13 protein-coding genes are annotated in these 12,439 nt (G+C 61.7%); 7 read left to right on the forward strand and 6 right to left on the reverse strand.

Features of this window, described 5'->3' with window-relative positions; genetic code table 11:
• Positions 1–8 precede the first annotated feature (8 nt).
• Complete coding sequence (locus V8689_RS26445) at positions 9–1,100, reverse strand: calcium:proton antiporter (protein ID WP_003188263.1); 1,092 nt, start codon at positions 1,098–1,100, stop codon at positions 9–11.
• Positions 1,101–1,293: 193 nt separating this feature from the next.
• On the opposite strand from V8689_RS26445, the gene V8689_RS26450 reads away from it, so the two are divergent.
• Positions 1,294–2,247: an adenosine deaminase gene (locus tag V8689_RS26450; protein ID WP_032893723.1), complete on the forward strand. Its 954-nt coding sequence runs from the start codon at positions 1,294–1,296 to the stop codon at positions 2,245–2,247.
• Positions 2,248–2,373: 126 nt separating this feature from the next.
• Here V8689_RS26450 and V8689_RS26455 read toward each other — a convergent pair whose 3' ends face one another.
• From V8689_RS26455 to V8689_RS26465, 3 genes are all read right to left on the reverse strand, one after another.
• Positions 2,374–3,744, reverse strand: a complete 1,371-nt coding sequence (locus V8689_RS26455) for an MFS transporter (RefSeq protein WP_056782862.1) — start codon at positions 3,742–3,744, stop codon at positions 2,374–2,376.
• 200 nt (positions 3,745–3,944) lie between these two features.
• Positions 3,945–4,631 (reverse strand): ArsR/SmtB family transcription factor, encoded by a 687-nt coding sequence (locus V8689_RS26460; RefSeq protein ID WP_056782860.1) that lies wholly within the window; start codon positions 4,629–4,631, stop codon positions 3,945–3,947.
• A 152-nt stretch (positions 4,632–4,783) separates the two neighbouring features.
• Positions 4,784–5,695: a LysR family transcriptional regulator gene (locus tag V8689_RS26465; RefSeq protein WP_056782858.1), complete on the reverse strand. Its 912-nt coding sequence runs from the start codon at positions 5,693–5,695 to the stop codon at positions 4,784–4,786.
• Between the two features lie 117 nt (positions 5,696–5,812).
• On the opposite strand from V8689_RS26465, the gene V8689_RS26470 reads away from it, so the two are divergent.
• The 3 genes from V8689_RS26470 to V8689_RS26480 all read left to right on the forward strand — a co-directional run bounded on the left by V8689_RS26470 (position 5,813) and on the right by V8689_RS26480 (position 7,584).
• Positions 5,813–6,106 (forward strand): putative quinol monooxygenase, encoded by a 294-nt coding sequence (locus V8689_RS26470; protein WP_056782856.1) that lies wholly within the window; start codon positions 5,813–5,815, stop codon positions 6,104–6,106.
• Positions 6,107–6,244: 138 nt separating this feature from the next.
• Positions 6,245–7,258 (forward strand): zinc-binding alcohol dehydrogenase family protein, encoded by a 1,014-nt coding sequence (locus V8689_RS26475; protein WP_056782855.1) that lies wholly within the window; start codon positions 6,245–6,247, stop codon positions 7,256–7,258.
• A gap of 146 nt (positions 7,259–7,404) precedes the next feature.
• Positions 7,405–7,584, forward strand: coding sequence for a hypothetical protein (locus V8689_RS26480; protein ID WP_056782853.1), 180 nt, complete (start codon positions 7,405–7,407; stop codon positions 7,582–7,584).
• A gap of 8 nt (positions 7,585–7,592) precedes the next feature.
• On the opposite strand, the gene V8689_RS26485 is transcribed toward V8689_RS26480, so the two are convergent.
• Together V8689_RS26485 and V8689_RS26490 are read right to left on the reverse strand one after the other, a co-directional pair.
• Complete coding sequence (locus tag V8689_RS26485; protein WP_056782850.1) at positions 7,593–8,786, reverse strand: multidrug effflux MFS transporter; 1,194 nt, start codon at positions 8,784–8,786, stop codon at positions 7,593–7,595.
• Between the two features lie 87 nt (positions 8,787–8,873).
• On the reverse strand, positions 8,874–9,071 hold the full coding sequence (locus tag V8689_RS26490) for a heavy-metal-associated domain-containing protein (RefSeq protein ID WP_032893730.1): 198 nt from the start codon (positions 9,069–9,071) through the stop codon (positions 8,874–8,876).
• A gap of 147 nt (positions 9,072–9,218) precedes the next feature.
• Between V8689_RS26490 and V8689_RS26495 the strand changes: the two genes are divergently transcribed.
• The 3 genes from V8689_RS26495 to cueR all read left to right on the forward strand — a co-directional run bounded on the left by V8689_RS26495 (position 9,219) and on the right by cueR (position 12,389).
• Entirely contained in the window at positions 9,219–9,599 is a 381-nt protein-coding gene (locus tag V8689_RS26495) for a hypothetical protein (protein WP_056782849.1), read from the forward strand.
• Between the two features lie 190 nt (positions 9,600–9,789).
• A complete protein-coding gene (locus V8689_RS26500; protein ID WP_056782847.1) occupies positions 9,790–11,991 on the forward strand; it encodes a heavy metal translocating P-type ATPase in 2,202 nt (733 codons plus the stop codon).
• On the forward strand, positions 11,988–12,389 hold the full coding sequence (gene cueR, locus V8689_RS26505; RefSeq protein ID WP_003188242.1) for a Cu(I)-responsive transcriptional regulator: 402 nt from the start codon (positions 11,988–11,990) through the stop codon (positions 12,387–12,389). The genes V8689_RS26500 and cueR overlap by 4 nt, the downstream gene beginning before the upstream one ends.
• Positions 12,390–12,439 lie beyond the last annotated feature (50 nt).

Here is a 12,439-nt window from a genome sequence, read left to right on the forward strand (position 1 = left end):
AAATCGGGTTACAGCCCCAACAGCGACAGCATGATAAAGGTCGCAAACAACACAAAATGCGTCATCCCTTCAATCGCATTGGTTTCACCATCGTTGAGGTTGATCGCGCTGACGATCAGCGTGATAAACACCATCACCGTTTGCACCGGCGTCATCGCCATCTGGAACGGCTGCCCGGTATAGAGCGCCATGGCTTCCATCACCGGCACCGTCAGGATCACCGTGGACAACGAAGCCCCCAGCGCGATGTTGACCACCGACTGCATGCGGTTGGCCAAGGCGGCGCGCAGTGCCGTGAGGATTTCCGGCGCGGCCGAGATAGCCGCCACCACAATCGCGGTAATCACCGGCGGTGCGCCGGTGCCTTCCAGGCCCAGGTCGAGGGTCTTGGACATCACCTCGGCCAGCGCGCCAATCACGATCACCCCAAACACCAGGGTTGCAATGGAAAACGTCAGGCTGACAGACGGCGCGTGCTCGTCTTCCGGCTGTTTCTTGCGGCGTTTTTCCGGGTAGCTGTAGCTGAAGAAATAACTGTGCGGCCCCACCTGCATGCGCAGGAACAAGGTGTAAAGCACCACCATCGCGCCAATGGTGAAGGCCGAGTAAATTTTCCAGTCGGCTTCGGGGATAAATTCAGGCACCACCATCGACACGCCCATGGCGGTAAGGATCATCACACTGTAGGTGCGCGCCGAGTCATCGTTATAGGACTGCTCACCATGCTTGATGCCGCCCATCAACGCGGCCAAGCCGAGGATACCGTTGATATCGAGCATCACCGCCGAGTAAATGGTGTCGCGCACCAGGGTGGGTGATGGCTCGTTGCTCATCATGATCGCCAGGATGACCACTTCCACCAATACCGCGGCGAGGGTCAGGATCATGGTGCCGTAGGGGTCGCCGACTTTTTCCGCCAACTGCTCGGCATGATGAGCCACGCGCATCGATGCCATCACGATAAACGCGATCAGCGCGAAGCCGGCCAGCAGCGCAACCAGTTGGCCGCTGTGGAGCATCCAGTGTTCCAGCGGGTAGGCGGCAATGGCGGCAATCAGCGCCAGCAGCATGAATTTTTCTTGCTTGAGGGATGTGAGCATTCCGGGCCTTTTCGTACAACAAATCAGTCTTTGATGGGGTACAGACTGCGCCGAGCCGCTAACGTTTCGTTACACCTTAGTTCAGGCCGCCCTTGCGTGAGTGACAGAAATACTCTCCTGCTGGTCAGGTTTTGCCGATTATTTCAGCCATGGCCTGTAGAATGCCGCCATTGCACCTGATGAGATGTTAAAAATGTACGATTGGCTCAACGCCCTGCCCAAGGCTGAATTGCACCTGCACCTGGAAGGCTCGCTGGAGCCTGAGCTGCTGTTCGCCCTGGCCGAGCGCAACAAGATTGCGCTGCCATGGAACGACGTCGAAACCCTGCGCAAGGCCTACGCCTTCAACAACCTGCAAGAGTTTCTCGACCTGTATTACAAGGGCGCCGATGTGCTGCGCACGTCCCAGGACTTCTACGACCTGACCTGGGCCTACCTGCTGCGCTGCAAGGCCCAGAACGTGATCCACACCGAACCCTTCTTCGACCCGCAAACCCACACCGACCGTGGCGTGCCGTTCGAAGTGGTGCTCAACGGCATCGCCGCTGCACTCAAAGACGGTGAGCAGCAACTGGGCATCACCAGCGGTTTGATCCTAAGCTTCCTGCGCCACCTGAGCGAAGACGAAGCGCAGAAAACCCTCGACCAGGCGCTGCCGTTCCGTGACGCGTTCGTGGCCGTGGGCCTGGACAGCTCGGAAATGGGTCACCCACCGAGCAAGTTCCAGCGCGTGTTCGACCGTGCCCGTCACGAAGGCTTTTTGACCGTGGCCCACGCCGGTGAAGAAGGCCCACCCGAGTACATCTGGGAAGCCATCGACCTGCTGAAAATCCAGCGCATCGACCATGGCGTACGCGCCATCGAAGACGAGCGCTTGATGCAGCGCATCATCGACGAGCAGATCCCGCTGACGGTATGCCCGCTGTCCAACACCAAGCTCTGCGTGTTCGACGACATGGCCCAGCACAACATCCTCGACATGCTCGAGCGGGGCGTGAAGGTCACCGTGAACTCGGATGACCCGGCGTACTTCGGCGGCTATGTCACCGAGAACTTCCATGCGCTGTACACCAGCCTGGGCATGACCCAGGACCAGGCCACACGCCTGGCGCAAAACAGCCTGGATGCGCGGCTCGTGAAGCCATAACTGAATAGACCTGGACTCAACCTGTGGGAGCTGGCTTGCCTGCGATAGCGGTGCATCAGCCAGCCTCTTACTGCCTGACCTACCGCTATCGCGGGCAAGCCCGGCTCCCACATGGCCCCATCAGCTTCAAGCCTGGGTGAGTTCTTCCAGGGTCTTGCCTTTGGTCTCCATCCCGAACAGCCACACCACCAGCGCCGCCACCGCAAAGCACAGCGCGCCCAAGGCAAATACCCCGCCCTGCCCGGTTATCGGGAACACCAACCCGGTCACCAACGGCCCGAGCAACGAGCCAACCCGCCCAATCGCCGACGCAAACCCCGAGCCGGTCGCACGTGCCGAGGTGGGATACAACTCCGGCGTGTAGGTGTACAGCACCGCCCACATGCCAAACAGGAAGAACTGCATCAACAACCCCGAGGTGATCAGCAGGCCCACGTTGCCGCCAAACACTGCGCTCTGCCCATACAGAAACGCCATCACCCCGCCGCCCAATAAGGTGACTACGCACACGGGCTTGCGCCCCCAGCGCTCGACCAACCACGCGGCCATCAGAAAGCCTGGGATCCCGCCCAGGGAAATGATCACCGTGTAATACACCGACTGGGTCACAGCAAAACCCGATTGCTGCAACAACGCACTCAACCACGACGTCAGCCCGTAGAACCCAAGCAGGGCGAAGAACCACACACTCCAGATCATCATCGTGCGTTGGCGGTACTGCGCCGACCACAACTGCTGGAACGCCGAGAAAAACGTCCCCGGCGCACTCTCAATCCGTGGCAGGGCAATCGGCTCCGGCAAGTCGGCGCGGCCCAGGGAATCGCGCACCTTCTGCTCGATGCCCAGCAACACCTTGTTTGCCGCCTCATGGCGCCCCGCCTGTTCCAGCCAACGCGGCGACTCCGGGATAAAGAAACGGATAGCCAACACAAACACCGCCGGTATCGCCAACACCAGGAAGATGTCGCGCCAGCCAATTACCGGCAACAAGAAGTAAGACAACACACCCGCGGCCACAAAACCCAACGGCCAGAAACCATCCATCAAGGCGATGTAACGCCCGCGCCGCTTGGCGGGGATCAGTTCCGAGAGCATCGACTGGGCAATGGGAAACTCCATGCCCATGCCAATGCCCAGCAAGATCCGAAACAACGTCAGCGTCTCCACCGTCTGCGCCGTGGAACACAAGTAGCTCGCCAGGCCCCAAAGTACGATGCTCCACTGAAACACCGGCTTGCGCCCGAAGCGATCAGCAAGCATCCCGGACAGCGAAGCGCCCACCACCATGCCGAAAAAACTCGAACTGACCAGCAACCCGGCCTGGGCCGTGCTCAGGCCAAACTCGGTTTTGATCGAGCCCAACAGGAAGGTCATCATCGCCAGGTCCATGGAGTCGAAAAAAAACGCCAGGGCGATGATGATGAAAATGATTCGGTGGTAACCGCTGATGGGCAACCGTTCCAGGCGTTCCGCCGCGCTATAACCCTGCCTACCCATGCCGCACCCCTCGTATGAAAAATCCCCGTTACGAGTGTGCGACATCGTTTGCGCCGGCTATTGCTGGATGCGACCTGACAACACCTGAGAGCGACGCCAGCACCTGTAGGAGCGAGCTCGCTCGCGAAGTTCGTTAACGATAACGCGGGGCATCTGGATACAAAGCGGCGCACTCGAGTTTTTCGCGAGCAAGCTCGCTCCTACAGTTTGGCGATGCGGGCTATGTGCTCGAGCCCCACATCAGTGACAGACAAGGCCCGAGATTCGTTGATCACGCTGATCCAGTTCGCCTGCAAAAACAGCTGCATCAAGCCCGCCCCCAACGCACCGCCCAGGTGGGGTTGCTGCTGGCTCCAGTCGAAGCAGTCGCAGGCCAGCGGCGAAGCCAGTGCCTGGGTGAAAATGCCCAGTTCCGCCAACGCCTGCACGCCCTTGGGCGTCACTTCGGTACGCCGCTCATGGCGCTCGATCCATCCGGCCTCCAGCATCCGTTGATACAGCTGCGCCGCCAGCTCGCCGCCGAGGTGGCCGTGGCACCAGCGGGCACGGCGCAGCAACGGCGGTGCCCGCAGTGCCGGCGGCAACACATCCGGGGTGCTGCGGGCCGCGCTGGCCATGGTGGTGCTGGCCAGCGCATCGATGGCGGCACTGACATCGGCGGCCGCTACCCGAAACAGGCGCCGCCCCCGCCGCGCCTCGATCCGCAACAGGCCGCTGCCGGTCAGCCGCGCCAAATGCGCATTGGCTGACGCTGGCGACAACTCGGCCAGAGCCGCCAGTTCTTCTGAAGACTTCGCCGAACCGTCCATCAAGGCCCAGAGCATGGCCGTGCGTTTAGGCTCGGCGAGCAAGCTGGCGATCTGACTGATGCAAGGTGCTGCTCCCATGTATTCACTCCCTGTTAAACCATTTTTCTGCTGCGGTTGACGCCCAAGTATAGGTGCGCAGGCAATAGGTTCCGCGGCGTCTGACAGTGCAGATCAGGACAGGATATGAGTGAAACTTCCGAGCGTGGCGCAGGCTATTGCCGAGAACCCATTCACCGCGGTCGCTGCGCGGTCAATGTCGCACAACGGGACACGAGCATGTCCCGCAGCAGATTGATAGGTTTACTTAGTTGCGCACGGTGGGCGCACAGCAAGTTGAGCGGTGTGCGCTCGCCCTGCAGTTCCGGCAGGATCAAACGCAAGCGCCCGGCCAACACATCGGTGCTCACATCCAGCCACGACTTGTAGGCAATGCCCATACCCGCCACCGCCCAGCGGCGCACCACATCGGCGTCATCGCTGAAGCGATCGCCGCTGACCGTCAGGCTTACATGACGCTTGCCATCGTAAAAACCCCAATGGTCGTGGATGCGGCTGCCGAGCATGTACAGCAGGCAATTGTGCTGGGCCAGTTGTTCCAGATGGCGCGGCTCGCCATGCCGTGCTAGGTAACTGGGCGCGGCGCAGAGTACGCGAATATTGTCCGGGGCGATGGGCAGCGCAATCAGGCTGGAGTCTTCGGGTTCGCCGTAGCGCAGGGCAATGTCGACGGGCTGGCGGAAAAGGTCGGCGATGCGATCACCGAGCAACAGGCGCACGTTCAGTTGCGGATGCTCCTGCTGGAACGCATCCAGCCACGGCAACAGTTGGTTGCGACCAAAATCCGAGGGTGCCGACAATTGCAGCACACCACTGACGTGATCCTGGCCACTGGCCAATAGGCGCCGCCCTTCATCCAGCGCACTCAATGACGCCCGCGCGTACTCCAGGAAGCCCTCGCCTTCGGCCGTCAAGCGCAGGCTGCGGGTTGAGCGCGCCAGCAAGCGTGTGCCCAACTGCTGTTCGATACGCTTGAGCGCGGCGCTGGCCACCGCCGGCGACAAGTCCATGACCCGCGCCGCGGCCGACAGGCTGCCCAAGTCTGCGGCCCGCACAAACAACTGCAAATCATCAAAACGCAGCATGCATTCCCGCTCATTATCAATATTTGGTTGAAACAGCCTGCTGTTTTAGCCGCTTTTATCGGCGTGGGAAATAGCCAATCATCTGCCCATCCCGTTAGCCCGTGCCAGGAGTCGACTATGTCCACCGCTTTTAATGTCATCGCCACGCTGATCGCCAAACCCGGCCAGCACGCCACCCTGGAAACCCTGTTGCGCGGCCTGCTGGAACCGACCCGCCTGGAAGCCGGTTGCGAGCAGTACGACCTGCACCAAGACCTGCAACACCCCGAAACCTTCTACATGCTCGAGCGCTGGAGCGACGACGCGGCGCTGGCCGATCACGACCAGAGCGCGCATATCCAGAGCTTTCGCACCAAGGCCGCCGATGTGATCGAGCACTTCGAACTCAAGCGCCTGAAGTTTCTCGCCTGATCCCGCCTTTTTTTGTAGGAGCGAGCTTGCTCGCGAAAAGCGTTAACGATGACGCGGTGTTTCCGGTTTAACGCGCCGTCCTTGGGGTTTTCGCGAGCAAGCTCGCTCCTACCTTGACCGTATTCACTTGGAGCCATCATGAAAGCCATCGCCTACTACACCTCACTGCCGATCAACGATCCCAAATCCCTGCAAGACATCGAACTACCAGCCCCCGTGGCCGGCCCCCGTGACCTGTTGGTAGAAGTCAAAGCCATCTCGGTCAACCCGGTGGACACCAAGGTGCGCCACAACGTCGCCCCGGAAAATGGCGCCGCCAAGGTGCTGGGTTGGGACGTCGCTGGTGTGGTCAAGGCGGTCGGCAGTGACGTGACGTTGTTCAAGGCCGGCGACAAGGTCTACTACGCTGGTTCCCTGGTACGCCCAGGCGGCAACAGCGAACTGCACACCGTGGATGAGCGCATCGTCGGCCACATGCCCAAGAGCCTGGGGTTTGCCGAAGCGGCCGCGCTGCCGTTGACTGCCATCACCGCGTGGGAGCTGTTGTTCGAACGTTTGCAGGTCGCTGAAGGCAAAGACGATCAAGGCCAGAGCCTGCTGATCGTCGGCGCTGCCGGTGGCGTGGGGTCGATCCTGACTCAACTGGCCAACCAGCTCACGGCGCTGAAGGTCATCGGCACCGCCTCACGCCCCGAAACCCAGGCATGGGCCAAGGCCCTGGGTGCACATGTGGTGATCGATCACAGCCAACCGCTGAGCGAAGCGTTGAAACAGGCCGGGCACGGGCAAGTCACCCACGTTGCCAGCCTGACCCAGACCGAGCATCACCTGGACCAACTGGTCGAAGCGCTGCAACCCCAAGGCAAGCTGGCGTTGATCGACGACCCCAAGGCCCTGGATGTAAGCAAGCTCAAGCGCAAGAGCCTGTCGCTGCACTGGGAGTTCATGTACACCCGTTCGATGTTCGAGACCCCAGACATGATCGAGCAGCACAACCTGCTCAACCGCGTGGCCGAACTGATCGACGCCGGCACACTGAAAACCACGGTGGGCGAGCACTTCGGTGTGATCAATGCGGCGAACCTGCGCCGCGCCCACGCCCTACTGGAAAGCGGCAAGGCCAAGGGCAAGATCGTGCTGGAAGGGTTCTGAAAAAACGGCTGTCAGTGTCGTCCGTTACTCACGTAGGTAATGGACGACACCATTAGTCCGAGAGTTGATCCTTGTCATATCTATGCGCCCGTTCAGGTTTATATTGGCCGCCTTTGCCACGATTCTTTTACGTGAGGAAGTCAGCAATGAAAATCCTGATAAAAGCGTTAGCAAAATCCCCCGGCAGCCAATGGCAAGTTCGTCTCGACGGCGAGGCCATCAACTTTCGCAGTGAGGCCGAGGCCCGCGCTTTTGCCGACACGCTACAAGCCCGGATCCAGGCGCCCCATCGCATCCCTCTCAACCAGCAACGTTCCGCTGGCTGAGCCGAACTTCAGTCCTGCGCCTGTACGGCCCTTGCCCGTTGCAGGCGCTGGGTCGCCATGGCAATGGTCACCGCCAGCACACCGCAGAGGCTGATGACCATGGCCATCGGCATCGCCGTGCCGTCGTGCAACACACCGACCAACGACGCCGCGCCTGCCGCCACGCCGAACTGAATGCAACCGAGCAACGCCGACGCGCTGCCGGCCCGAGCGCCCTGCCCGCTCATGGCACAGGCCGAGGTATTCGGCAAAATACAGCCCAGGCTAGCGATGCAGATAAACAACGGCACCAGCAACGGCCATAGCGCCTCGGTACGCAACGCGGCAATTGCCAACAGCGTCAACGCCGCCGCCACGTACACCCACACGGTGCGCGACAGCAAAAACGCCGGGCCGCGCTTGGCCAGCAAGCGTGCGTTCAGTTGCGCCACCAGGATAAAGCCCGCGGCGTTGGAGCCGAACAACCAGCCGTAATGCTCGGCCGGCACGCCATAGAGCTTGATAAACACGAAGGGGGAGCCGGCGATGTAGGCAAACATCCCGGCAATCGAGATACCGCCGGTCAAGGCATAGCCCAGGTACACCCGGTCTGACAGTAGCGAGCCGTAGCGGCGCAACGAGCCCGACAACGGCTGGCGCGGCTGATCGGCCGGGAAGGTTTCCGGCAACCCGACCGCCACGGCGATGGCTGCCATCACGCTGAACAACGACAACGCCAGGAAAATCGACTGCCAGCCCCACACGCCGACCATCAGGCCACCGGCCAATGGCGCCAGGATCGGGGCCAGGCCGGTCACCAGCATCAGTTGCGAATACACCTTGGCCGAACCCACGGCGTCGCATTTGTCACTGACCACCGCCCGGGAAATCACCATGCCCGCACACCCGCCAAGGGCCTGCACGAAGCGTGCACCAATCAGCCACTCCAGGGACGGCGCATACGCACAAGCGAAAGACGCGAGGGTAAACAGGGTGACGCCGCTGAGCAGCGGCACACGTCGGCCAAAGCGGTCGGCCAGCGGCCCATAGATCAATTGACCAATGGCCAGGCCGGCGAAATACACGGCCAGAGTCAGCTGGATATGTTTTTCGTCAGTGGCAAAAGCTGTAGCCATTGCCGGAAAGCCCGGCAGGTAAAAATCGATCGCCAACGGCGCGAAGGCGCTCAAGGCGCCCAGAATCAGGATTATGCGAAGGTTCATCAGACACCCAAGTGAGTCGGCAGCTCGACAGTCTAGCCGCGCTTGGGTGCCATGAACATTACGTTAGGTGGCTAACGATCAGAAAAATCACGCCAGCTTGGCGCTGTAGCCTTCCTCGGTGATCAGACCGATCACTTGGTCCGAGGACAGACCGCTTGCCACCCGCACTTCTTTGGCCTTCAAATCGACTTCCACACTCGCCGCCGGATCCTGGCTCTGTACCGCCTGGGTCACCGCTTTAACGCAATGGCCGCAGGTCATTCCTTCAACGCTGAATATTTGCATGACATGACTCCTTTGATGAGGTTGAGCCCAGTGTCGAGCTTGCCATGATGGCAAGGTCAAGTTCTCAGTATTTCTGCCGGGCTGGTATTCGGCGGCGACGTCGGCCAAGCTTCAACCTTCCTAGCTGTGAACCACGGAGCATTCGCCATGCGCTGGTTGTTTTTTGCCCTTGCCGGCCTGATGAGCTTGCCTGCCGCTGCGCCCCAGGCCCTCGCTGCTGAAGATTATGCGGTGCTGATTATTTCTCGCGAACGCCTGGAAGTGCCGACCTACTGCGAGATCGGCCTGTATATCCAGGACCAACTGGCCGGGCGCCTGTTCCAGGAACAGGCCACTTCATTCAATCTTCCCGCCGGCGATACGTCGCTGCGCCTGAAGCTTTTGCCGGGCCAAGCTGCAGGCTGTCAGCCGGGCCTACTCGCGCCACCTGCGCAGAACATCACCTTGAAAGCCGGTGATGTACGCAAATTACGCATTGCCCTGGGCCCGGACGGCATGTACCTCAAAGCTGCGGCATTGGAATACTGAGTAACCCCACGATCGTTCCCACGCTCTGCGTGGGAACTCCTCATCGCACGCTCCGCGTCCCGCTTCAACGCCAGGGTGACGCGGAGCGTCACGGGCTGCATTCCCACGCAGAGCGTGGGAACGATCGGGCTTGACCTTCCCCACAGGTTAAGGTTGATCCTAGTGGCAACTACTCTTGGAGGACTGCCCCATGAATGGATCCACCACCTTTGACCTGCCCATCGGCGGCATGACCTGTGCCAGCTGTGCCGGGCGGGTCGAACGCGCGCTGGGCAAGGTGCCGGGCGTGCAACGTGTCAGCGTCAACCTGGCCAATGAACGCGCGCACATCGAAGTACAGGGCCAGATGGACCCCAGCGTGTTGATCGCCGCCGTCGACAAGGCCGGCTACACCGCCACCCTGCCCCAAAGCGAAACCGCCACCGACGCCGATCAAGCCCGGCGCCTGCGCCGCGAGCGCTGGTCGCTGGTGGCGGGCATTCTGCTGGCGTTGCCCTTGGTGCTACCGATGCTGGTAGAACCCTTCGGTCTGCACTGGATGCTCCCCGCCTGGATACAGTTTGCCCTGGCCACTCCCGTGCAATTCATCCTGGGTGCACGCTTCTATGTCGCCGCCTGGAAAGCCGTGCGCGCCGGCGCCGGCAATATGGACCTGCTGGTGGCGATCGGCACCAGTGCCGGCTACGGCCTGAGTATCTATGAATGGCTCACCGCCGCCCCAGGTGTGACGCCGCACCTGTACTTCGAAGCCTCGGCGGTGGTTATCGCCCTGGTGCTGCTGGGCAAATACCTGGAAAGCCGCGCCAAGCGCCAGACCGCCAGTGCCATCCGCGCCCTTGAAGCCTTGCGTCCGGAACGGGCGATTCGCGTGCAGGGCGGCCGCGAAGAAGACGTCGCCATCAGCGCGTTGAAGCACGGTGACCTGGTGCTGGTCAAACCCGGCGAACGCTTCCCGGTGGACGGTGAGGTGGTGGAAGGCCAGAGCCATGCCGATGAAGCGCTGATCAGCGGCGAAAGCCTGCCGGTGCCCAAACAACCCGGCGACGCGGTTACCGGTGGCGCCATCAACGGTGAAGGCCGTTTGCTGGTGCGCACCCTGGCCCTGGGCGCGGAAAGCGTGCTGGCGCGCATCATCCGCCTGGTCGAAGACGCCCAGGCCGCCAAGGCGCCGATCCAGAAACTGGTGGATAAAGTCAGCCAGGTGTTCGTGCCGGCTGTGCTGGTATTGGCGCTGATCACCGTGGTGGGCTGGTGGCTGTATGGCGCCTCCCTGGAAACCGCCATCATCAATGCGGTCGCCGTATTGGTGATCGCCTGCCCTTGTGCGTTAGGCCTGGCCACGCCGACCGCGATCATGGCCGGCACCGGCGTCGCCGCGCGCCACGGCATCCTGATCAAGGACGCCGAAGCCCTGGAACGCGCCCACGCCGTGAGCGCCGTGGTGTTCGACAAGACCGGCACCCTCACCTCCGGCGCGCCCAACATTGCGCATTTGGCGGCCGTGGATGGCGACGAAGCCCTGTTGTTGCAACAGGCCGGCGCCTTGCAACGCGGCAGTGAGCACCCACTGGCCAAGGCCGTGCTGGATGCTTGCCGCGAAAGAGGCTTGGACGTGGCCGATGTGAGCGCCAGCCAATCCCTGACCGGGCGCGGCATTGCCGGTACGCTCGACGGTCGGCCACTGGCGCTGGGCAATCGCCGCTTGCTGGAAGAGACCGGCCTGGACGCAGGCGACCTGGGCCCGCGTGCCAAGGAATGGGAGGCCGAAGGCCGCACCTTGTCCTGGCTGATCGAACAAGGCGCGCAACCGCGCGTGCTGGGGCTGTTTGCCTTTGGCGACACGCTCAAGCCCGGCGCGTTGCAAGCCGTGCAACAACTCAAGGCGCAGCACATCAGCAGCCACCTGATTACTGGCGATAACCACGGCAGTGCGCGGGTGGTGGCCGAGGCCTTGGGGATCGACGATGTGCATGCCGAAGTACTCCCCGCCTATAAAGCCGCCGCCGTGGCCGAGCTGAAAAAAACCGGCGTGGTGGCCATGGTCGGCGACGGTATCAACGATGCGCCGGCCCTGGCCGCTGCCGATATCGGCATCGCCATGGGCGGCGGCACCGACGTGGCCATGCACGCCGCCGGTATCACTTTGATGCGTGGCGATCCGCGCCTGGTGCCGGCCGCCCTGGAGATCAGCCGCAAGACCTACGCAAAAATTCGACAGAATCTGTTCTGGGCCTTTGTGTATAACTTGATCGGCATTCCGCTGGCCGCCTTCGGCCTGCTCAACCCGGTACTGGCTGGCGCCGCCATGGCCTTGTCCAGTGTCAGCGTGGTGAGTAATGCGCTGTTGTTGAAAACCTGGAAACCCAAGGACTTGGAGGATCAACGCCCATGAACATCGGCCAAGCCGCCCGCACCAGCGGGCTAAGCGCGAAGATGATTCGCTACTACGAATCCATTGGCCTGCTGAAAACCGCCCACCGCACCGACAGCGGCTACCGCGTGTACGGCCACGACGACCTGCACACCCTGACGTTCATCAAGCGATCGCGGGACCTGGGGTTTTCACTGGAAGAGGTCGGCAAGTTGCTGACCCTGTGGGAGGACCGCCAGCGGGCCAGCGCCGACGTAAAGGCCTTGGCGCGTCAGCACATCGACGAGCTCAATCACAAGATTCGCGAGTTGGGGCAACTGCGCGATACCTTGCAGGACCTGATGGAGCACTGCCAGGGCGATCATCGGCCCGATTGCCCGATACTCAAGGAGTTGGCGGCAGGTAACTGCTGCGCCTGACAGACAGCACGCATGATCGTTCCCACGCTCCGCGTGGGAATGCATCCCAG

Origin of the sequence: Pseudomonas sp. AK181, from assembly GCF_051122975.1 — a bacterium.
GTDB classification, from domain to species: domain Bacteria; phylum Pseudomonadota; class Gammaproteobacteria; order Pseudomonadales; family Pseudomonadaceae; genus Aquipseudomonas; species Aquipseudomonas lactis.